Below are 21,317 nucleotides of genomic sequence, written 5' to 3'. Positions count from 1 at the left end.
ACTGTGGGTTATCGCAAAATGACTGCGCAGCGCGGCATGGGTCCAGGTGTCTCCAATCGCCATGCCAGCGGTAAGGCCCGCAGTTTGACCCTGCGGGAGGACCCATGACAACCCCGTTAATTCGCGTGTGTCACCGGTAAGTGAGAAGTATCCGGTGCGCGCAGTGACAGACACACCCAATCACAGGATAATGCCGCATATTTTTTTGGTCGTTCACCGTAGCGAACGGCCTGGCTGATCCATTTCCTTGTCAGGCTGCCTGAGCGTGACAATCCTGGAGTGTCTGGTTTGATTGTTTTCCGTTACCTGTCCCGAGAAGTGCTGGTTACCTTGAGCGCTGTGAGCGCTGTGCTGCTGGTAATCATCATGAGCGGACGCTTCATCAAGTATCTGGCCCAAGCAGCCTCCGGCGCCCTGGACCCTGGTGTGCTGTTTCTGATCATGGGCTTTCGTCTGCCAGGCTTCCTGCAGCTGATTCTGCCGCTGGGGCTGTTTCTCGGGATCCTGCTGGCGTACGGCCGCCTCTATCTCGAAAGTGAAATGACCGTGTTGGCGGCCACCGGCATGAGCCAGCAGCGCCTGCTTCTGATTACGCTCGCCCCGGCGGCGCTGGTGTCGCTGCTGGTAGCGTGGCTCAGCTTCAGCCTCGCACCTCAGGGCGCCACCCAGTTTTCCCTGCTGATCAACAAGCAGGATGCAATGACCGAATTCGACACGCTGGTCCCTGGCCGTTTCCAGGCCTTGCGCGACGGCACCCGCGTCACCTACACCGAGCAACTGTCCGACGACCGCGTCAATCTGGCCGGCGTGTTCATTTCCGAAAAGCGCATGTCTTCGGATAAAGCCAAGGATCGCGGGATCACCGTGCTGGTCGCCGAAAAAGGCCACCAGGAAGTTCGGAACGACGGCAGCCGCTACCTCATCCTTGAAAACGGCTATCGCTACGACGGCAATCCGGGTGAAGCCAACTACCGCGCCATCAAGTACGACACCTACGGCGCATTGCTGCCCAAGCCGGACATCAGCGACGAAGTGACCGACCGCGACGCGATTCCTACCAGCGAATTGCTCAGCGGGGAGGACTCGCCGCGAAACCGGGCTGAGCTGCAATGGCGTATCTCGCTGCCGATCCTGGTGTTCATCGTGACCTTGATGGCGGTGCCGCTGGCCCGCGTCAATCCGCGTCAGGGCCGTTTCCTCAAGCTGCTGCCGGCGATTCTGCTGTACATGGCCTATCTCACCATCCTCATCGCCGCCCGCGGCGCGCTGGAGCGAGGCAAGATTCCCCATGCGCTCGGCTTGTGGTGGGTGCACGCCATTTTCCTCGCGATTGGTCTGGTGCTGCTGTACTGGGAGCCTCTGCGCTTGAAGATGAAGAGTCGCCGAGCCGTGTCGGAGGTGGCTCATGGTTAAGCTCGATCGCTACATCGGCAAGAGCGTGTTCGTCGCGATTCTTGCCGTGTTGGGCATTATTCTCGGGCTGGCGTCGCTGTTCGCTTTTATCGATGAAATGGCCGACATCAGCGAGACCTACACCTTCTGGGACGCCGGCAGTTTCGTGATCATGACGGCGCCGCGTCGTCTCTACGACATGCTGCCCATGGCGGCGCTGATCGGTTGCCTGATCGGCCTCGGCGGTCTGGCCAGCAGCAGTGAACTGACCATCATGCGTGCCGCTGGTGTGTCCATCGGCCGTATCGTGTGGGCGGTCATGAAGCCGATGTTGGTACTGATGGTCGCGGGGCTCTTGATTGGCGAGTACGTCGCGCCGGTCACCGAGAGCCAGGCGCAGGCGGCACGTTCGCTGGCGCAGGGCAGCGGTGATGCCCAAAGTGCGCGTCATGGTCTCTGGCACCGTCAGGGTGAAGAATTCATCCACATCAACACCGTGCAGCCGGACGGTTTGCTGTACGGCGTGACCCGCTACCACTTCGACGACCAGCGCCACATGCAGACGGCCAGCTTCGCCAGACAGGCGAATTTCATGACCGATTACTGGCTGTTGAAAGACGTCACCACCACGGTGTTCCACGGCGACCGGACCGAGGTGGTGAAGACCCCCGAAGAAAAGTGGAACGTCGCCCTCAGCCCTCAATTGTTGAGCACCGTGGTGCTGCCGCCTGAATCGTTGTCGATGACCGGCTTGTGGGGTTATGCGCATTACCTCGCGGACCAGGGCCTCAACAACGGGCGTTACTGGCTGGCGTTCTGGACCAAGATTCTGCAGCCGTTGGTGACCGTCGCGCTGGTGCTGATGGCCATTTCCTTCATCTTCGGGCCGCTGCGCTCGGTGACCCTGGGCCAGCGAGTGTTCACCGGCGTGCTGGTGGGCTTTACCTTCCGCATCGCACAGGACCTGCTGGGCCCGTCCAGTCTGGTGTTCGGATTCTCGCCGCTGTTCGCTGTGCTGGTGCCGGCGGGTATTTGTGCGCTGGCAGGGATCTGGCTGCTGCGTCGAGCGGGCTAATCGCTGGCTGCAGTGAAAAAGCCGACCCAAGGGTCGGCTTTTTTGTGGGCGTGTGTCTCGCCCTCTGTAGGAGCGCGCTTGCCCGCGATTGCGGTGTGTCAGCTAAAGATAGATTGCTGACCCAATGCCATCGCGGGCAAGCGCGCTCCTACGGATGATGCGAGGCGACATTCATTTCCTGCGCTTCGGCAGCCGCACCACCTGGCTATTGGAATACAGGTCATGCCAGGTGCGTTTCTGCTTGTCGATCAGGCTCCAGAAAAAACCGAGCCCCAGACACAGCCAGGAGGCAATCGCCACCAGGTAACGCAGTAAGGCCTGCCACAGGCTGATCGCGGTACCGTTGGCGTTCTGTACGCGAATCCCCCACACCTGCATGCCCAGGGTTTGACCGGCATGGGTCCAGAACTTGGCAAAGAATCCAAACAGGACAAAAAACAGCAGGGTCGAAAGCAGAGGATCGCCGTCCAGCGAACCGGCTTCGGACATCGCCCGCAGTTTTGCTTCGCCCACGAACCCCATCCAGATCAGCTTGTAGATGAAGGTGGTGACCATCAGCAAGGCCACGCTCAGCAGGCCGTCGTAAAAGATCGCCGCCAGGCGACGGCCCAGTCCCGCAGCCGGGAAATCGCCTTGCGGACGGAGCAGATGTTTCGACATGAGGGCGCGCTCGTTGGCGGGGGAGCGTGCATGTTACAAAACTGCGGACATAAAAAAGCCCCTGGTGCAGAACACCAGGGGCTTTTTCGTTTGCGGCTATTTAGGCTTCAGCCTGGACTTCGTCAGCCTGCATCCCTTTCTGGCCCTGCACGGCGACGAATGTCACCTTCTGGCCTTCTTTCAGGCTTTTAAAGCCATTGCCTTGAATAGCGCGGAAGTGGACGAACAGATCCGGACCGCTCTCGGGAGTGATAAAACCAAAACCTTTCTCGTCGTTAAACCACTTAACGGTACCGCTCTGACGTGTAGACATTTTCTTATTTCCTTGGAACTAAAATTAATGACAGCCTCCTTCACACGAAGAAGTACTGGGGCTGGTTGCAGGAAGTAAGAATCGTAGAGCGGGATGTAGCAGTGCTTCACGCTACTGCCCGGGTCACGGTCCCAAGCGGCCCATGCGAACACAGTTAAGAAACTCTACGCTAACTGTTACAGAAAAAACAAGCCCCGCTCAGGCCCGGTTTCAGGCGGTTTGATGCGTTTTTTGAAAACTTTAACCGATGATCAGTGATCGATAGTTTTTACTGTAAAGATCTCGTTAAGCGTGCATTTTTTTGACACTTTGTAGTGCGGTCAAAAGTGCACTGAGATGCGGCAGCCTCGGAGATGTGCACTCTTTTGGCTGCCTGTTTTTTTGACGCCGTAATTACCCGCGGAAGTAACGCTGCGCCACAAATGGCATTTTGCTGACCCGCATTGGTACTTGCTTGCCACGCACAATCGCCCAAACGGGTGTATCCAGTGCAGCGAAGCCTGTATCAAGACTGCCCATGGCCAATGGTCCGCCCAAGGTCGGACCAAAGCCTCCGCTGCACACGGTGCCGATGACGGTTCCGTCGGCATCGACAATCTCCGCGCCTTCACGCACCGGGGTGCGCTCCTGAGGCAATAAACCCACGCGTTTGCGGGCAACACCTGATTGCTGCTGCGCGAAAATCTGCGCAGCACCGGGGAAACCGCCGGCACGTGCGCCATCGGCGCGACGTGATTTGGAAATCGCCCACAGCAGGCTCGCTTCGATCGGCGTGGTCTCGGCGTTCATGTCATGGCCATACAGGCACAAGCCGGCTTCCAGGCGCAGCGAATCGCGAGCGCCCAGGCCGATGGGGGCCACTTCCGGCTCGGCCAGCAGGCGGCGAGCCAGCGATTCGGCCTGATCGGCAGGCACCGAGATTTCGTATCCGTCCTCACCGGTGTAGCCGGAACGGCTGACATAACAGTCGATGCCGTCAATGCTGATGCTTTTGAACTGCATGAAAGTCATTTTTGCCACGTCCGGCGCCAGGCGCGACAGCGCAGTCACTGCTTGCGGGCCTTGCAGGGCCAGCAATGCGCGCTCTTCGAACAACGGCTTGATGTCGCACTGGCCGCCGATGTGCTGCTGCAGGTGCGCCAGGTCTTCGTTTTTGCAGGCGGCGTTGACGACCAGCATCAACTGATCGTTGCCCAGATTGGCCACCATCAAATCATCGAGAATGCCGCCGGTTTCGTTGGTGAACATCGCGTAGCGCTGCATGCCCACCGGCAGGTCAATGATGTCCACCGGTACCAGGGTTTCCAGGGCCTGGGCGGCATGGGCGCCAGTGAGGAGAATCTGGCCCATGTGCGACACATCGAACAAACCGGCCTGCTCGCGGGTGTGCAGGTGTTCTTTCATGACGCCGGCCGGGTATTGCACGGGCATGTCGTAGCCGGCGAAGGGGACCATCCTGGCACCCAGTTCCCGGTGCAGGGCGTGAAGCGGCGTTTGCAGCAATTCAGTGGACATAGAAACTCCTTGAAGGGGGACAGGCATCGACCGGAGTCGCCGCCCTCGAAATAGGCTGTATCAGCACTCGATAATGTTGACGGCCAGCCCGCCACGGGCTGTTTCTTTGTATTTGCTTTTCATGTCGGCGCCGGTCTGGCGCATGGTGCGAATCACCTTGTCCAGCGAGACAAAATGCTGGCCGTCACCACGCAGCGCCATGCGCACGGCGTTGATCGCCTTCACCGAACCCATCGCGTTGCGTTCGATGCACGGCACCTGCACCAGCCCGCCGATGGGGTCGCAGGTCAGGCCGAGGTTATGTTCCATGCCAATCTCGGCGGCGTTTTCCACTTGATTGACGTTGCCGCCCAAGACTTCGCACAAGGCACCGGCGGCCATGGAACAGGCCACGCCGACCTCGCCCTGGCAGCCGACTTCGGCACCGGAAATCGACGCGTTTTCCTTGTACAGAATGCCGATGGCCGCAGCGGTCAGCAGGAACCGCACCACGCCGTCTTCGTTGGCGCCGGTGATGAAGCGGATGTAGTAATGCAGCACGGCAGGAATGATGCCCGCTGCGCCATTGGTGGGTGCTGTCACCACCCGGCCGCCGTTCGCGTTTTCCTCGTTCACGGCCAGCGCGTACAGGTTGACCCAGTCGAGCACGGACAACGCATCGCGCAATGCCGCTTCCGGGTTTTTGCACAACTGCCGATGCAACGCGGCGGCGCGACGCTTGACCTTGAGCCCGCCCGGCAGAATGCCCTCGTTCCGACAGCCCGCTTCGACGCAGTCCTGCATGACTTGCCAGATGTGCAGCAGTTTCTGGCGGGTTTCGGCTTCAGGGCGCCACGCTGCTTCGTTAGCCAGCATGACCTGGCTGATCGACAGGTCGCTGGCGGCGCAGTGCGCCATCAACTCCCTGGCCGTCTTGAACGGGTAAACCAGCGGGGTGGTGTCTTCGACGATGCGATCAGCGCCGGCCGCGTCCTCATCGACTACGAAACCGCCGCCCACCGAGTAGTACTCGCGGCTGCGCACTTGCAGTCCCGAGGCGTCGAAGGCACGGAAAATCATGCCGTTGGGGTGAAAGGCCAGCGGTTTGCGAATCATCGCCAGGTGTTGTTTTTCGATGAACTCGATGCTGTGTTCGCCCAAGAGGTTCAGGCGTTCGCTGCCGCGAATCTGCTGCAGCCGCGCGGCGACGGTTTCGGTGTCTACCGTGTCGGGGTGTTCACCTTCCAGGCCCAGCAACACGGCCTTGTCGCTGCCATGGCCCTTGCCGGTGGCGCCGAGGGAGCCGTACAGCTCGACCCGCACGCAGGTGATCGACGCGAGCACGCCATCGCGCCGCAAGCCTTCGGCGAACCGCGCTGCGGCTCGCATCGGGCCCACGGTGTGAGAGCTGGAGGGGCCGATGCCAATCTTGAACAGGTCGAACACGCTCAGGGACATGGTTGGGCTCCGGTTATTGTTATGGTGTTTGGAGGCTTGCCGCAGGTGGCTTCTTCGCGAGCAAGCTCCCTCCCACAGATTAACGTATGACCTGTGGGAGGGAGCTTGCTCGCGATAGCAGTGAGCCAGACACACCGCGTCAACCTGATCGCGGGCAAGCGCGCTCCTACGGTGGGGCGCGAATTACGCGTCCTGGTAGCTCTCGATCGACGGGCAGGCACAGACCAGATTGCGGTCGCCGAACACGTTATCGACCCGACCTACCGGCGGCCAGTATTTGCCGTCGATCAACGACGCCACCGGGTACACCGCCTGTTCGCGGCTGTACGGATGGCTCCATTCGCCAACCAGCTCTGCAGCGGTGTGCGGGGCGTTTTTCAGCGGGTTGTCTTCTTTGTCCAGTGCACCGCTTTCTACCGCACGAATCTCTTCGCGGATCTTGATCATGGCATCACAGAAACGGTCCAGTTCTTCCCGGGATTCGCTCTCGGTCGGCTCGATCATCAAGGTGCCCGCCACCGGGAACGACATGGTCGGGGCGTGGAAACCGAAGTCGATCAGGCGCTTGGCCACGTCGTCGACGGTGATGCCGCTGCTGTCCTTGATCGGGCGCAGATCCAGAATGCATTCGTGAGCCACCAGACCGTGGGTGCCAGAGTAGAGCACCGGGTAATGCTCTTCCAGGCGGCGGGAAATGTAGTTGGCGTTGAGAATCGCCAGCTGCGATGCACGCTTGAGGCCCTGGCCGCCCATCATGCGGATGTACATCCAGGTAATCGGCAGAATGCTTGCGCTGCCGAACGGCGCAGCGCACACCGCGCCCTCCTTGCGTTCCATCTTGCCGTGGCCGGGCAAGAAAGGCGCCAAATGCGACTTCACGCCAATCGGGCCAACACCCGGGCCGCCACCGCCGTGGGGGATGCAAAAGGTTTTGTGCAGGTTCAGGTGGGACACGTCGCCGCCGAACTTGCCCGGCGCGCAGAGGCCGACCATCGCGTTCATGTTGGCGCCGTCGATGTACACCTGACCGCCGTTGTCGTGGACGATGCCGCAGATCTCGCGAATGCCTTCTTCGAACACGCCGTGGGTGGACGGGTAAGTGATCATCAGCGCCGCGAGGTGCTCACGGTGCTCGATGGCCTTGGCGCGCAAGTCTTCGATGTCAACGTTGCCGCGCGCGTCGCACGCCGTCACCACCACGCGCATCCCCGCCATGTTGGCAGTGGCCGGGTTGGTGCCGTGGGCGGACGAAGGAATCAGGCAGATGTCGCGACGCTCATCGCCACGGCTCTGGTGATAGGCACGAATGGCCAGCAAACCGGCGTATTCACCTTGGGAACCGGCGTTGGGCTGCAGCGAGATCGCGTCGTAACCGGTGGCGGCGCAAAGCATCTCTTCCAGCTCATCGGTGAGCTGTTGATAGCCGGCGCTTTGCTCGGCAGGGGCGAACGGGTGCAGGTTGCCGAACTCGGCCCAGGTCACAGGGATCATTTCGCTGGCGGCGTTGAGCTTCATGGTGCAGGAGCCCAGCGGAATCATGGTGCGGTCCAGCGCCAGGTCCTTGTCGGCCAGTTTGCGCAGATAGCGCATCAGCTCGGTCTCGGAGTGATAGCGATTGAAGACCGGGTGGCTGAGGATCGGTGAACGGCGCAGCAGTTCGCTTGGCAGTTTCGCTTCCACCGCGTCAGCCAGTTCGGCGAAGTCAGGCAGCGATTTGCCGTCAGCGAACAGTGCCCACAGGGCTTCAACGTCGGCTTGCTGAGTGGTTTCGTCCAGCGAGATACCCAGGCGTTGTGCATCGACTTCGCGCAGGTTGATCTGCTGAGCCCGTGCCTTGGCGTGCAAGTCAGCGGTGTTGGCGCCGGTGTTAATCGTCACGCTGTCGAAGAAGAACGCTTGCTCGACAGTCAGGCCCAGTTGGCTCAGGCCCTGGGCGAAAATGGCGGTCAGGTGGTGCACGCGATTGGCAATGCGCGTCAGGCCCTGCGGGCCATGGTAGACGGCGTACATGCTGGCGATGTTGGCGAGCAGCACCTGCGCCGTGCAGATGTTGCTGGTGGCCTTCTCGCGACGGATATGTTGTTCGCGGGTTTGCATGGCCAGACGCAGCGCGGTCTTGCCGAAACGATCAATCGACACGCCTACCAGGCGGCCCGGCATGTCGCGTTTGTAGGCGTCGCGGGTGGAGAAGTAAGCGGCGTGCGGACCACCGAAGCCCAGCGGTACACCGAAACGTTGCGCGCTGCCGATGGCCACGTCAGCGCCGAACTCGCCCGGAGGGGTCAGCAGGGTCAGGGCCAGGAGGTCAGCGGCCACGGCCACCAGTGCGTTGGCGGCGTGAAAACGCTCCACCAGCTCGCGGTAATCGAACAGATCACCATTGCTCGCCGGGTATTGCAGCAACGCGCCGAAGAAACCGCTGACGTCGGTCAGTTCGCTTTCGTCGGCGACCACAACCTCAATCCCCAGGGGCTCGGCACGGGTGCGCAGCACGTCGAGGGTTTGCGGGTGGCAGTGGCTCGAGGCGAAGAATTGCTGGCTGCTTTTGTTTTTGCTCAGGCGCTTGCAGAAGGTCATCGCTTCGGCGGCGGCTGTGGCTTCGTCGAGCAGCGATGCGTTGGCAATCGGCAGGCCGGTGAGGTCGCTGATCAGGGTCTGGAAGTTCAGCAGCGACTCGAGGCGGCCCTGGGAAATCTCTGGCTGATACGGCGTGTAGGCCGTGTACCAGGCCGGATTTTCGAGCAAGTTGCGCAGGATCGGTGCCGGGGTGTGAGTGCCGTAATAGCCTTGGCCGATGAAGGTCTTGAACAGCTGGTTTTTGCTGGCGATGGCCTTGATGGCCGCCAGTGCATCGGCTTCGCTCTGACCATCGGACAAGCCCAGAACGCTGGTGCCTTTGATGGATTCGGGGATAACGCTGGCGCTCAGCTCTTCCAGGGACGTGAAGCCCAGGGTGGCGAGCATGGCTTTTTCGTCGTCGGCGCGGGGGCCGATGTGACGCGCGATGAATTCGTTGGCAGTGCTCAATTCGATACGGTCAGTCATGTCGGACTCCTCAGGCTTCGGCGGTGGCTTTGATCAGGCGGTCGTAGGCGTCCTGATTCAGCAATTGACCGACAGCGTTTGCATCGGAAGGGAAGAAGCGAAAGAACCAGCCTTGGCCCATGGGGTCTTCGTTGACCAGCTCCGGGTTGCTGTCCAGGGCGGGGTTGAGTTCGACCACTTCACCGTTGAGTGGCATGTACACGCCGCTGGCGGCTTTGACCGATTCAACCGTAGCTGCTTCCGCGCCTTTTTCGTAGGACTGCAGCTCAGGGAGTTGTACGAAAACCACGTCACCCAGCGCGTTCTGCGCAAAAGCCGTGATGCCGACAGTCACGCTGCCGTCGGTTTCGGTGCGCAGCCATTCGTGATCTTCGGTAAAACGCAACTCGCTCATGAAAACTCCCCAGGATGAACACTATGCTCGTCAAATGGCGCGAGCACGAATGGGGCAAGTGCATAGCAAGTTTGCGGCCAATGTTTGCGAGAACGTGCAGGGCGGGGTGCTTAGGCCCGTTTGCGGTTTTTTGGCCTTTGCTTGGCGTAACGATATCGTTCCGGAATGTTTGAGCGCTGAAAATCTTTTCAGCGTGGACGCCTTATCCACCGCGCCGGTCTCGTTACCGTATTGGAATCGTTACGGCGGATTGAAATCGTTCCACGTTGTAGGAGCGGGCGCGTTACCCCTTCCCGGAAATCCCATACTTGCGTAGCCGATGGGCAATAGCGGTGTGGGAGGTTTGCAACCGCGCGGCCAGTTGGCGGGTCGAGGGGTAGTGGCTGTAAAGCTTCTCCAGCAACGACTTTTCAAAATCATCGACCGCTTGCTCCAGGCTGTCGATCTCGCCATTGTTCTGCCGCGCCACGGAGGTCCCGGCGATGTCCAGATCGCCGATGTCCACCAGTGTGTGTTCGCATATCGCCGCCGCGCGGAAAATCACGTTTTGCAGCTGGCGCACGTTGCCTGGCCAGCGATTGCCCAGCAGCGCGGGGTACGTGCCCGGTGCAAGGCGGCAAACGGGCCGCTGAATCTGGGCGCAGGCCTGCTCCATGAAATAACGCGCCAGCAGCAAGATGTCCTGCCCGCGTTCGCGCAGGGGCGGCACTTCCAGATTCAGGACGTTCAGGCGGTAGAAGAGGTCCTCGCGAAAGGTCCCTTCGCTGACCATCTTCTCCAGATTGCGGTGGGTGGCGCTGAGGATGCGCACGTTGACTTTCACTTCCTTGTCGCCACCGACGCGGCGGAAGCTGCCGTCATTCAGAAAGCGCAGCAGTTTGGCTTGCAGGTAGGGCGACATTTCCCCGATTTCATCGAGAAAGACCGTGCCTTGATTCGCCATTTCCATCAGGCCGGGCTTGCCGCCGCGTTGAGCGCCGGTGAACGCACCAGGGGCATAACCGAACAGCTCGCTCTCGGCCAGGTTCTCTGGCAACGCCGCACAGTTCAACGCCAGGAACGGTGCGCTGTGGCGGGCGCTGACGGCATGGCAGGCGCGGGCGACCAGCTCTTTGCCGGTGCCGGTTTCGCCCTGGATCAACAGCGGGGCGTCCAGTGCGGCCACCCGTTGCGCCCGGGCTTTCAGGGTGCGTATCGGGATCGAGTCACCCAGAAGCGCGTCGAAACCCTCGGCGTGATCGTGATGCAGCGCCGACAAACGTTCGCCAATCCGGCTGGGCACATACAGAGTGAGCAGCGCACCTGCGTCAGTGATCGGAGTCGCGTCCAGTAGCAGCGCTTCTCCGTTGAGGGTGACTTCACGCAATGGCAGGCGGAAGCCGTTTTCCAGCAACGCCGTTTGCAGGCCCGGATCGGAAAACAGCACCCCAACCGATTCGCCTGCCGGTTCGCGGCCGCATACGGCTATCAGCGCCGGGTTCGCCAACAACACATGACCCGCGCTGTCGAGGGCCAGCACCGGATCGGTCATGGCCGCCAGCAACGCATCGAGTTGCAGGTGACGTCGTTGCCCCGGGAGGATGTCGACCACGGTGATGGCTTCCACGCCGCGCACCCGAAACAGCCGGTCTTTGAGCTCTTCGAGCACTTCATGGCTGAGGGTCGGGGCGTCGATGTAGACATTGGGTGGCACCATCTCCACCGCATCCAGGTTCAGATTACGCCCGCCGAGAATGGCCAAGACTTCCTGGGTGATACCGACTCGGTCGATGAAACTGACGTGGATGCGCATGGGGGTGGGAGGTCAGGTGGGGAGAGGGGCGATTATGCCAGTAAACGATCGCGGCTTTCGCCAGGTATCACTTGCAGGAGCGCGCTTGCCCGCCATTGCGGTGTTTCAGCAAGCGCTGTGTCTTTGGGCGCAACCCTTTTGCGGGCAAGCGCGCTCCTACAAAGCTTCAGGTTTGCTTACTCCAAATGCTCCGGCTTAACCGGATCCCCTGATTTCATGTCCAGCTTTTCGCGAATGTCTTCGAACATGGCATCGTACTGACCGTGCATGGCATGCATGTCCACCTCTTTGGGCAGGCCATGTTTCTGTGCGATGCGGGAGGCTTCACTGGCGAAGTTGTAGGCCTTGTCCTTGGGCAGCTCGAATTCGTCACTGAACGCATTGCCGGCGATTTCGCCCTCGACGGAGAAATGCATGCCTTCACTTGAGCCAGCGGTCTGGCTGACCTCGTAGCGAATGTGGATGTCGTAACCCACCTCATCCTTCTGCACGGCAGGATGGGCGAGGTGAAGATGGCCTGGCTCGAACATGAGTGTTGCTCCAGCGATCTGTGATGAATGTACAAGGACAGACCCTGCGCCGACCAAGGGGTTCATGGCTGGCCGGGATGCTCGGGTCAATCGTTTGCCTGAACCGCAGGCTCCGGGCGAGACCATATCCACAGGTTGACCAGCACCATGCCGCTCACCGCGAAATAGATCCACCAATTATGGTTGAGCACCACCAGCATCATGATCGCGCATAACAGCATGGTGACCGTTGCACTGATCTTGGCCCGGCGAGCGATCATTTTTCCGTTGCGCCAGTTGTAGAGCATCGGACCGAAAAGGCGGTGATTTTCCAGCCAGGCACTCAACCGGGGCGAGCTTCGAGTGGCCGCCCAGGCCGCGAGCAGGATGAATTCGGTGGTCGGCAAACCGGGAATGAAAATCGCGATGATGCCGATGGTCAGGCTGACGTACGCCAGGATGCCAAAGAGGATTCGGGACAGTTTGCTGCCGGGTGGTTTGCTGGTCATGGTCTCGGGATACGACAGGGTCAAGAGAGGCAATCCACGGTGTTTTGTCCACGGAAGGCGCCCAGCTTACCAGCGCCGGGCGCAACATGAAGCACTCAGGCAGAAACAGACTCGGCTGAGCCGGCGTAAGCGTATTGCAGCAATTGATTGAACCGCTCGAAGGCAGCCACCGCGCCGGCGTCTATCTGCTGCTCTTGCTCAGGGCCGAATGGCAAATCGTCGAGAATGCGGATGAAGCGTTTCCAGCCATCAGAGCGTCCTCCGGCAGGTTCGCCCAAGTGTCGGGCGCCGAAGCTGTCGCTCAGGTTCAGGGCCACTGCGTGCTTGATAAGGAACGCCGCGCCGAGCTTTGACCCTTCTGATACGAAGAGCCAGCCCAGCGCCTCCGCAACGGTCGGGTCCTTGACTTCGCCGGCCACCGGTTCGGGTATCGACAGCTGCAAGTCCGCCAGGTCGGCCTTGGCCTGACTGGCACGGCAGCGCTCTGCCAGGTCCGGGACGATCTGAATAAGCTGAGGGTCGGCGTACAGCCCTTTTAGTTCGTCTTGAAACAGGTATTGAGCGATCAGGAACCGGCTGTAACTGGCCAGCGTCTCAAATGGCGAATTGGCTTTGACGGCCTTGTCCAGGCGTGCATGCGGCGCGTGGGTGATCTGGTTCAGGCGCTGCGAACGAAGGGCAGGGCGGGGAGTGTCTTGAGTCATGGGCTTTCCTTGCAAAAACAGGTTCGCGTATTAACCAGACGTACGAGTGCGGATTAAACGCAGTAAAAAAGGCGCCGACGTGGATCGACGGCGCATGGGTCATCTAGATGTTCCACACCACGTTGACGCCGAAGTTGCGTCCGGGCTGGGTCAGACGGTCCAGGTTGGCAGGGCTGGTGATGGCCGCTTCTCCGAATCGGTCGTAGCCGCGCACGTCGTCCCAGCGCCAGTACTTCTTGTCGGTGAGGTTGTAGATGCCGGTGTTCACCGTCAGGTCGTCGGTGACGTTGTAGTAGGCGGTCAGGTCGAGAAAGCCTGCGCCGGGCGTTTTGAACAGGGTCGCATCACGGTTTTGCGATTTGAGCGCACTGCTGTCGACCCGGGTCTGGCGCTTCATCAGCGTCCAGCTCAGCAAACCGCCGTAGTGGCGCTGGTCATACCCCAGTCCAAACACGCCGGTCAGTGGATTGATGCTGTTAAGGGGTTTGCCGGTGTCATCGTTGCGCCCATGGGCGTACGCCAGCGAGCCCAGGCTGTAGAGACCCTCTGGCGCACCCATGACGTCCAGATCAAGACGGCCCTTGAGTTCAAGCCCCTTGATGATGGCGTGTTTGATATTGGCGCTGTGGAATGTCACCTGGTTATAACCGGGCTTGAGCGCGTCATCGTTGATGAAATCCTTGTATCGGTTCTCGAACACCGCCACCTCGAACCAGCCCTTATCGAAGTGCCCGCGCAGGCCGGTTTCATAGCTCTGGCTTTTTTCCGGTTTGAGCGCCGAATTAGGCTCGACGACGTAGCCCTGCGTCCCCTCGAAGCGCCCGTACAGCGCTTTGGCCGTCGGCGTGCGGAAACCTTCGGTGTACTGCCCGTACCAGGTGTAGTGGTCGTTGAATGCATAGGTCACCCCCAGTTTCGGGGAGAGCTGGTGCCACACCTTGTCGGCAGCGTTGACCTTGCCAGCTGTTCCAGCCGAAGCCCCGGCCGCAGGCAAACCGGCCAGGAATTTCGGGGTGACTTTCGGATCGAGCCGTGTGTGGTCGTAACGAAGGCCGGGTGTGAACGTCCAGTCGTTCCAGCGCACCTCATCCTGGGCAAACAGCCCGTAGCGGGTGACGGTGGGGTTGGGGAAATCGCTCACGGGCTTCAGGCGATCACGGGGGCTGTCGTCCCCGACGGTTTTGCAACTGCCGAAGGCCGACGCGCAACGGCCGCTGCCGGAACGTTCGCCCGTTGTCTTTTGCTGCTTGAGCGTGGCGCCGTAGGTCAGCACATGGTCGGTCTGGGCAACGGAAAATGCCTTGTCCAGTTGCGTGTCCAGCACCCACTGACTTTCCTTGTAGCGCGTATCGCGTTCCCGATGAACGAGGCGTCCGGGGGCGCCGGCGGCGGAATGCGCTTTGGCATGACTCGATGCCGGGCGGCCACCCGTGGCGCCAGCCGGGCCATGGTTGGCCGCAGGCCTCGCAGCGGTTCCATGAGGGCGACCTGCAGGCGCGCCGTGTCCATTCGCGGCTGAACCCTTCGCACCGGGTCCGGACGTTGGTCTACCCCTCGGCGGAACGTTGTAGAGCTCGTCAGTCTTCTGCTCGGTCTTGGCGATCTGGTGATTGAGGCTCCACTTCACGTTATCAGCCAACAGACTGTCCACCTTGAAGCGGTGTTCCAGACCGAAACGTTCCCGGGTTATCCGGTCGTTACTGTCACGCCATCGGTACATGCCCTGACCGACGCCACCACCAAACGGACCGCCTACCGCACTGCGCTGGGCGGTATCGCGATCGTTGCTGTACTTCTCATAGGTGAGCCCGACTCTTGAATCATCCGCGTAATTCCAGCCCAGCTTCGCCAGCACATTGGTGGCATCGACGTCTTCCGGATTGGCCCGGGTGCGGGACAAACCGGCGCCTGCGTTTTCACCGTACGAGGCGGTTTCCCGGCCATTGCGTTCGCTCACATGCAACAGCGCATCCAGCTCATCCTGGCGCCCTGCAACGGTGGCCGATTTGAGCCAGCTGCGGTCCGCAGAGCTGTAGCCGGTCTTGAGCCTGGCGCCCGTCGATTGGCCATCCTTGATGATGTCGTCCGGGTCCAGCGTGAAGTAGCTGACGGCACCGCCAATCGCGCTGCTCCCGTAAAGCGAGGAGGCAGGACCCCGGAGGATTTCGACACGCTTGATGATTTCCGGGTCGACGTAATTGCGGTGTGACTCAGCGAACGGGCCGAAGAAGAAACTGGCCGGCGTTTCCACACCGTCGATTTGCGTCAGGACCCGATCCCCATCGATCCCGCGAATGTTGTAGCCCGTGGTGCCTGCGCGTTGACCTGCGCCTCCCACCGAGACGCCGGGTTCGTAGCGCACCAGATCACGAATGGTGTTGGTGTTCTGCCGATCCAGCTCGCTGCGCTCCAGCACGCTCACGGTGCTGGGCACGGACTTGGGGTCTCGCGGCTGGCGCGTTGCGCTGATCGTCGTGGGTGCCAGCGAGATGGCGTGCGGATGGTCGGAGTCGCCTGATTCGGCGAGCGCCGAAGGCGCGGTCAGCACGCCGGCTGACAGGATGGACGCGGTCAGAAAAGACAAGGCGTGAGTCGGGTAGTCCTTGGCGCAGACACGTGAGGGAGACGAAGCGGGCGTGACGGATTTGAACCTTGACGGCATGGATAGCGCTCTTTTTCTGCGGATCGTGTTAGCGCAACTGTTCTTTGATGGGAATCAATTGCATTGGCTAAGACTTAACGATTCAGAAGGGGCTATCGCGTAAAAATAAATCTTCTTGGGTGGGCGCGGGGCGTTGGAGGGCGTCGCTCAGAGCAGCGAGGCGGCGTCATGCACTGATGGCGAGTCCCAGACCGCCCTGGCCTTGTCGAACGCAGCGCGGTTTTTCGGGTCGGTCTCGATCCACGCCAAAAACGCCTGGCGCTGTTCCGGCGTGGCGGTTTCGGACTCGACGAGCCAGGTCAATGCCTGATCCATGGCGGGATCACTCAGCACCTCGTGCGCCAGTGCCAGGAAGTCTTGATTGCTGTTGTCGCTCACTGCGGCCTCGGCGGTCGTGTATTCGTCCAGAACGGGCAATGAGTGTATCGCCTGGAACCAGACAAAACTTCCGGAAATTGAGACGTTTCCTACGCCAGCCACCTAAAAAGGCGACGCAGATCCGCTAGCAATCATCGAGACGCGCAGCCACCCCGATACAGATGGCCATGATGAGCTTGAGCTCCTTTTGCACGGTGCTTGCCGATACGTCGAGTTGCTCGGCTATTTCCAGATAGGTGCAGCCATGCAGCCGATTGAGGCTGAAAATGCGCTGCTGCCGCGGGGACAGGCACGTGATGTGGCGGCTCAGACGTTCCAGCAAACGGGCCGCGTGGGCCGCTTCATCCAGCGATGAAGCGGGTGTGCTGATGTGGTGAAGTTCTGCGGGCGGTATGTCATCGACGATCGTGCGGGCTCGCGTACGACGAGCACGCAGGTGGTCCAGCGCCAGGTTGCGCGCGGTCTGGAAAACGAAGGGTTCGAGGTGATCGATGCTGCGCTGCTGAAGGACGCGGTTCACCCGCAGCCAGGTCTCGTGCAGCAGGTCTTCGGCGGTGGGGCGGTGATCGACGATGCGCTGCAATGTGCGCAGCAGGACGGTGCGTTGTGCAGTGAACAGCTCGTTGAGCGGCAGTTGACTCACAAGAGCACCCGGCCAGAAAAGGTCCGGATGATAATGCTTATCAACTGGCGGTCGATCAATAAATTGTAAGTGTCGGGGTTTTGCGAGGCATGGAGCCATGTGCGTGCAGGAACCAACGTGGCGAGCGCCGTTTTCTCAAGCTCGACGCCTCGCGAACACGTTCGCTCCTACAGAGTAAACGGTACCGGGTAAAAATTACTCCGCGTTCATCAGCGCCAGACAGTTGTCCAGCATGCGGTTGGAGAATCCCCATTCGTTGTCATACCAGGCCAGCACTTTCAGCAGTTTGCCGGACACCTTGGTGTGGTTGGCGTCGAAAATGGACGACAGCGGGTTGTGGTTGAAGTCGTGGGAAACCAGCGGCAGGGTGTTGTAGCCCAGGATTTTCGAGTGCTGACTGGCTTCTTTCATGATGGCGTTGACCTCATCCGCCGTGGCCTCGCGTTTGAGGTGAATCGTCAGGTCAACCAGCGAAACGTTGATCACTGGCACCCGCACCGCCATGCCGGTCAGCTTGCCGGCCAGTTCCGGCAACACCAGGCCTACGGCTTCGGCGGCACCGGTTTTACTCGGGATCATCGACTGCGTGGCGGAGCGCGCCCGGTAAGGGTCGGTGTGGTAAACGTCGATCAGGTTCTGGTCGTTGGTGTAGGCGTGGATGGTAGTCATCAAACCACTTTCGATGCCCAGTTCGCGGTGCAGCACCTGCGCCACCGGGGCCAAACAGTTGGTGGTGCAAGAGGCGTTGGAGATCACTTCGTGGGATTGACGCAACATGTCATGGTTGACACCGTAGACCACGGTCGCGTCAGCGCCCTTGGCAGGGGCCGAGATAATTACTTTGCGCGCGCCGGCGGTAATGTGGGCAGCGGCTTTATTGCGATCGGTGAACAGACCGGTGCATTCAAACACGACGTCGATGTTCTGGTCCTTCCAGGGCAGTTCGGCCGGGTTACGAATGGCGGTGACCGAAATCCGGTCGCCATTGACCGTCAAACCTTCCTTGTCGAAATCGACAGTGCCATCGAACTGACCATGAACCGTGTCGTACTTGAGCAGGTGAGCGTTGATTTCGCTGTCGCCCAGATCATTAATGGCGACGACTTGCAGGTCCTGGCGGTAGCCTTGGGTATAAAGTGCACGTAGGACGTTACGGCCGATTCGGCCAAAACCGTTGATTGCGATACGAAGTGTCATACACCCGTCCTCACTGAATTTGTTGTTGGAATTACAAGATTATTCTCATAGAAATAGAAAACAAGCCCTTTTAGTGGCAGTATTTTGGTTTATCTACAAATAGAAACCTGTAGCGCCGGTACAAATGTCCGAAAATCAAGTCGTTGCGTTCTGCCCGGTTTGTTCGTCGAGAATTTGCGAAGCCTGAACGGGTGACCACATCAGCTAGCCTGGAGTTCATCACAATGCATCCCCGCGTCCTTGAGGTAACCGAACGGCTGATCGTCCGCAGCCGTGACACCCGTCAGCGGTATTTGCAGCTTATTCGAGACGCTGCGAGTGACGGTCCGATGCGCGGCAAGCTGCAATGTGCCAACTTCGCCCATGGCGTCGCAGCGTGCGGGCCCGAAGACAAGAACAGCCTGCGGATGATGAACGCCGCCAACATCGCCATCGTCTCTTCCTACAACGACATGCTCTCGGCGCACCAGCCTTATGAGCACTTCCCTGAACAGATCAAAAATGCCCTGCGTGAGATCGGTTCCGTCGGCCAGTTTGCCGGCGGCGTGCCGGCCATGTGCGACGGGGTCACGCAAGGCGAGCCAGGCATGGAACTGAGCCTGGCCAGCCGTGAAGTGATTGCCATGGCGACCGCGGTTGCGTTGTCGCACAACATGTTCGATGGCGCGTTGATGCTGGGAATCTGCGACAAGATCGTGCCCGGCCTGATGATGGGTTCGCTGCGCTTTGGCCATTTGCCGATCATTTTCGTGCCGGGTGGGCCAATGGTGTCGGGCATCTCCAACAAGCAAAAAGCGGACGTGCGCCAGCGTTACGCCGAAGGCAAGGCCACGCGCGAAGAGCTGCTGGATTCGGAAATGAAGTCCTACCACGGCCCGGGCACCTGCACCTTTTACGGCACCGCCAACACCAACCAACTGCTCATGGAAGTCATGGGTCTGCATTTGCCAGGCGCTTCCTTCGTAAATCCCTACACGCCGTTGCGCGATGCGCTGACACGCGAAGCGGCATTCCAGGTGACGCGTCTTACCAAACAGAGCGGTCAGTTCATACCGCTGGGTGAGATTGTGGACGAGCGTGCGCTGGTCAACTCGATTGTTGCGCTGCACGCGACGGGCGGCTCGACGAACCACACGCTGCACATGCCTGCCATTGCGCAATCGGCCGGCATTCAACTGACCTGGCAGGACATGGCTGATCTTTCTGAAGTCGTGCCGACCCTGACCCACGTCTATCCAAACGGCAAAGCCGACATCAACCATTTCCAGGCAGCGGGCGGCATGTCGTTCCTGATCCGCGAACTGCTGGACGCCGGCCTGATGCACGAAGACGTCAACACCGTCATGGGGCCGGGCTTGCGTCGTTATACCCAGGAGCCGTTTCTGGAGGACGGCAAACTGGTCTGGCGCGATGGCCCGTTGGAAAGCCTGGACGAGAATATCCTGCGCCCGGTCTCCCGCCCGTTTTCGGCGGAAGGCGGCTTGCGGGTGATGGAGGGCAACCTCGGTCGTGGCGTGATGAAAGTGTCGGCCGTGGCGCTGGAGCATCAGATCGTCGAGGCGCCGGCTCGTGTTTTCGAAGACCAGCAGGACTTGGCGGACGCCTTCAAGGCAGGCGAACTGGAGTGCGATTTCGTCGCGGTGATGCGTTTTCAGGGGCCTCGTTCCAACGGCATGCCGGAGCTTCACAAGATGACGCCGTTTCTGGGCGTGCTGCAGGACCGTGGCTTCAAGGTCGCGTTGATTACCGACGGCCGCATGTCGGGCGCCTCCGGGAAAATTCCGGCGGCGATACACGTTTGCCCTGAAGCTGCCGATGGCGGTCCGTTGGCCCTGGTGCGTGACGGGGATCTCATTCGGGTGGATGGCGTAAAAGGGACGTTGCAAGTTCTGGTCGAATCGGCAGAATTGGCCGCCAGAGAACCGGCAATCGGACGGCTGGCCAACAATGTGGGCAGCGGTCGCGAACTGTTCGGTTTCATGCGCATGGCCTTCAGCTCCGCGGAGAAGGGCGCCAGTGCCTTTACTTCGAATCTGGAGATGCTTACGTGAAATTGGCGATGGTGGGTGATATCGGTGGGACCAATGCGCGTTTTGCCATTTGGGAAGACGACGCGCTGCATTCGATCCGGGTGTTTCCCACCATCGACTATGCAAGCCCCGAGAAAGCGCTGCTGATCTATCTGGAAGATCTGGATCTGCAGCCGGGCGACGTCGGCTCGATTTGCCTGGCCGTTGCCGGGCCTGTGGTCGGCGATGATTTCCACTTCACCAACAGTCACTGGAAGATCAACCGGCCGTCGTTCTGCGCCCAGTTGAAGATCGACCTGCTGATCATGGTCAACGACTTTACGGCGATGGCCTTGGGCATGACGCGCCTGCGTGACGATGAATACCTCACGGTCCGTCACGGCAAGGGCGACCCCAATGGGGCCAAGGTCGTGATTGGCCCTGGCACGGGCCTTGGCGTCGGGACGCTGGTGCGCAACGGTCCCAAACACTGGGCGGCCGTCCCGGGCGAGGGCGGGCATGTCGATTTGCCGATCGGGACGGCCCGGGAAGCGTTACTGTGGATGCGCCTGATGGCGGATCACGAACACGTCAGCGCCGAAACGGTGTTGAGCGGTGCCGGTCTGCTGCTGTTGTACAAGGTCAGCTGTGGGCTGGACGAGATCGAACCGACGTTGAAGTCGCCCGCCGCCATCACCTCGGCGGCGTTGAACGGCGATCCAGTGGCGGCGGCCGTGCTGGAACAGTTTTGTGTGTTCCTTGGCCGGGTCGCGGGCAACAACGTATTGACCGTCGGAGGTCGCGGCGGGGTGTACATTGCCGGGGGTGTGATCCCGCGGTTTGTGGATTTCTTCATGAAGAGCGGCTTTAATCGCGCCTTCAGCGAGAAAGGCCAGATGAAGGACTACTTCGATGACGTACCTGTGTGGCTGGTGACGGCCGAGTACCCGGGACTGACGGGGGCGGGCGTGGCGCTGGATCAGGCGCTGGCAAATGCCTGACGGTCACTGTGAATGCTTGAATCTGTAAGAGCCAACTGGCTGGCGAAGCGATAGACGCGCCGTATCAGTTGGCCGCTTCGCG

Annotated in this window: 18 protein-coding genes; 4 read left to right on the top strand and 14 right to left on the bottom strand. The window is 60.4% G+C overall.

The features are described 5' to 3' along the window. Window positions 1-288: 288 nt before the first annotated feature. Together lptF and lptG are read left to right on the top strand one after the other, a co-directional pair. A complete protein-coding gene (gene lptF, locus ABQX22_RS02300) occupies window positions 289-1,413 on the top strand; it encodes an LPS export ABC transporter permease LptF (RefSeq protein WP_349796072.1) in 1,125 nt (374 codons plus the stop codon). Further along, the gene (gene lptG / locus ABQX22_RS02295; protein WP_349796070.1) at window positions 1,406-2,467 is read left to right on the top strand and encodes an LPS export ABC transporter permease LptG; all 1,062 of its coding nucleotides are present in this window, start codon (window positions 1,406-1,408) and stop codon (window positions 2,465-2,467) included. The genes lptF and lptG overlap by 8 nt, the downstream gene beginning before the upstream one ends. Window positions 2,468-2,638: 171 nt before the next feature. Here the strand turns inward: lptG and ABQX22_RS02290 are convergent, their stop codons facing one another. The 14 genes from ABQX22_RS02290 to gap form a co-directional block, all read right to left on the bottom strand. After that, on the bottom strand, window positions 2,639-3,127 hold the full coding sequence (locus ABQX22_RS02290; RefSeq protein WP_349796068.1) for an RDD family protein: 489 nt from the start codon (window positions 3,125-3,127) through the stop codon (window positions 2,639-2,641). A 100-nt stretch (window positions 3,128-3,227) separates the two neighbouring features. After that, complete coding sequence (locus ABQX22_RS02285) at window positions 3,228-3,440, bottom strand: cold-shock protein (protein ID WP_003227496.1); 213 nt, start codon at window positions 3,438-3,440, stop codon at window positions 3,228-3,230. A 393-nt stretch (window positions 3,441-3,833) separates the two neighbouring features. After that, window positions 3,834-4,955, bottom strand: coding sequence for a glycine cleavage system aminomethyltransferase GcvT (gene gcvT, locus ABQX22_RS02280; RefSeq protein WP_349796065.1), 1,122 nt, complete (start codon window positions 4,953-4,955; stop codon window positions 3,834-3,836). Window positions 4,956-5,015: 60 nt separating this feature from the next. After that, window positions 5,016-6,392 carry an L-serine ammonia-lyase gene (locus ABQX22_RS02275; protein ID WP_349796063.1) on the bottom strand — a complete coding sequence of 459 codons (1,377 nt, stop codon included), beginning with the start codon at window positions 6,390-6,392 and terminating at the stop codon, window positions 5,016-5,018. A gap of 183 nt (window positions 6,393-6,575) precedes the next feature. Beyond that, window positions 6,576-9,437 (bottom strand): aminomethyl-transferring glycine dehydrogenase, encoded by a 2,862-nt coding sequence (gene gcvP / locus ABQX22_RS02270; RefSeq protein ID WP_349796061.1) that lies wholly within the window; start codon window positions 9,435-9,437, stop codon window positions 6,576-6,578. Window positions 9,438-9,447: 10 nt separating this feature from the next. Continuing rightward, entirely contained in the window at window positions 9,448-9,831 is a 384-nt protein-coding gene (gcvH, locus tag ABQX22_RS02265) for a glycine cleavage system protein GcvH (RefSeq protein WP_349796059.1), read from the bottom strand. A 283-nt stretch (window positions 9,832-10,114) separates the two neighbouring features. Next, the gene (locus ABQX22_RS02260; protein ID WP_349796058.1) at window positions 10,115-11,623 is read right to left on the bottom strand and encodes a sigma-54-dependent transcriptional regulator; all 1,509 of its coding nucleotides are present in this window, start codon (window positions 11,621-11,623) and stop codon (window positions 10,115-10,117) included. A gap of 176 nt (window positions 11,624-11,799) precedes the next feature. After that, the gene (locus ABQX22_RS02255; protein ID WP_349796057.1) at window positions 11,800-12,153 is read right to left on the bottom strand and encodes a DUF5064 family protein; all 354 of its coding nucleotides are present in this window, start codon (window positions 12,151-12,153) and stop codon (window positions 11,800-11,802) included. Window positions 12,154-12,239: 86 nt separating this feature from the next. Next, window positions 12,240-12,665, bottom strand: coding sequence for a YbaN family protein (locus ABQX22_RS02250; RefSeq protein WP_349796055.1), 426 nt, complete (start codon window positions 12,663-12,665; stop codon window positions 12,240-12,242). Between the two features lie 71 nt (window positions 12,666-12,736). Beyond that, on the bottom strand, window positions 12,737-13,345 hold the full coding sequence (locus ABQX22_RS02245) for a biliverdin-producing heme oxygenase (protein ID WP_349796053.1): 609 nt from the start codon (window positions 13,343-13,345) through the stop codon (window positions 12,737-12,739). A gap of 103 nt (window positions 13,346-13,448) precedes the next feature. Beyond that, entirely contained in the window at window positions 13,449-16,007 is a 2,559-nt protein-coding gene (locus ABQX22_RS02240; RefSeq protein WP_349796051.1) for a TonB-dependent hemoglobin/transferrin/lactoferrin family receptor, read from the bottom strand. A gap of 147 nt (window positions 16,008-16,154) precedes the next feature. After that, a complete protein-coding gene (locus tag ABQX22_RS02235; RefSeq protein ID WP_349796049.1) occupies window positions 16,155-16,424 on the bottom strand; it encodes a DUF4880 domain-containing protein in 270 nt (89 codons plus the stop codon). Window positions 16,425-16,509: 85 nt separating this feature from the next. After that, complete coding sequence (locus ABQX22_RS02230) at window positions 16,510-17,028, bottom strand: RNA polymerase sigma factor (RefSeq protein ID WP_349796047.1); 519 nt, start codon at window positions 17,026-17,028, stop codon at window positions 16,510-16,512. A 195-nt stretch (window positions 17,029-17,223) separates the two neighbouring features. Next, entirely contained in the window at window positions 17,224-18,225 is a 1,002-nt protein-coding gene (gap, locus tag ABQX22_RS02225; RefSeq protein ID WP_349796045.1) for a type I glyceraldehyde-3-phosphate dehydrogenase, read from the bottom strand. Window positions 18,226-18,449: 224 nt separating this feature from the next. Between gap and edd the strand changes: the two genes are divergently transcribed. Together edd and ABQX22_RS02215 are read left to right on the top strand one after the other, a co-directional pair. Beyond that, window positions 18,450-20,276, top strand: a complete 1,827-nt coding sequence (gene edd / locus ABQX22_RS02220; protein WP_349796043.1) for a phosphogluconate dehydratase — start codon at window positions 18,450-18,452, stop codon at window positions 20,274-20,276. Next, complete coding sequence (locus ABQX22_RS02215) at window positions 20,273-21,235, top strand: glucokinase (protein WP_349796041.1); 963 nt, start codon at window positions 20,273-20,275, stop codon at window positions 21,233-21,235. Before edd ends, ABQX22_RS02215 begins: the two co-directional genes overlap by 4 nt. Window positions 21,236-21,317 lie beyond the last annotated feature (82 nt).

The organism is Xanthomonas sp. WHRI 1810A (assembly GCF_040202885.1).
Taxonomy (GTDB): domain Bacteria; phylum Pseudomonadota; class Gammaproteobacteria; order Pseudomonadales; family Pseudomonadaceae; genus Aquipseudomonas.
The sequence above is the reverse complement of the archived record's forward strand: the minus strand, read 5'-3'. Positions and strand labels throughout refer to the sequence as shown.

What these genes read in the sequence shown, in the direction of transcription:
- ABQX22_RS02260 (WP_349796058.1), bottom strand. Translation starts at nt 11,623, where the DNA reads ATGCGCATCCACGTCAGTTTCATCGACCGAGTCGGTATCACCCAGGAA.
- ABQX22_RS02285 (WP_003227496.1), bottom strand. Translation starts at nt 3,440, where the DNA reads ATGTCTACACGTCAGAGCGGTACCGTTAAGTGGTTTAACGACGAGAAA.
- gcvT (WP_349796065.1), bottom strand. Translation starts at nt 4,955, where the DNA reads ATGTCCACTGAATTGCTGCAAACGCCGCTTCACGCCCTGCACCGGGAA.
- gcvP (WP_349796061.1), bottom strand. Translation starts at nt 9,437, where the DNA reads ATGACTGACCGTATCGAATTGAGCACTGCCAACGAATTCATCGCGCGT.
- gcvH (WP_349796059.1), bottom strand. Translation starts at nt 9,831, where the DNA reads ATGAGCGAGTTGCGTTTTACCGAAGATCACGAATGGCTGCGCACCGAA.
- ABQX22_RS02240 (WP_349796051.1), bottom strand. Translation starts at nt 16,007, where the DNA reads ATGCCGTCAAGGTTCAAATCCGTCACGCCCGCTTCGTCTCCCTCACGT.
- ABQX22_RS02245 (WP_349796053.1), bottom strand. Translation starts at nt 13,345, where the DNA reads ATGACTCAAGACACTCCCCGCCCTGCCCTTCGTTCGCAGCGCCTGAAC.
- lptG (WP_349796070.1), top strand. Translation starts at nt 1,406, where the DNA reads ATGGTTAAGCTCGATCGCTACATCGGCAAGAGCGTGTTCGTCGCGATT.
- ABQX22_RS02255 (WP_349796057.1), bottom strand. Translation starts at nt 12,153, where the DNA reads ATGTTCGAGCCAGGCCATCTTCACCTCGCCCATCCTGCCGTGCAGAAG.
- ABQX22_RS02290 (WP_349796068.1), bottom strand. Translation starts at nt 3,127, where the DNA reads ATGTCGAAACATCTGCTCCGTCCGCAAGGCGATTTCCCGGCTGCGGGA.
- edd (WP_349796043.1), top strand. Translation starts at nt 18,450, where the DNA reads ATGCATCCCCGCGTCCTTGAGGTAACCGAACGGCTGATCGTCCGCAGC.
- gap (WP_349796045.1), bottom strand. Translation starts at nt 18,225, where the DNA reads ATGACACTTCGTATCGCAATCAACGGTTTTGGCCGAATCGGCCGTAAC.
- ABQX22_RS02275 (WP_349796063.1), bottom strand. Translation starts at nt 6,392, where the DNA reads ATGTCCCTGAGCGTGTTCGACCTGTTCAAGATTGGCATCGGCCCCTCC.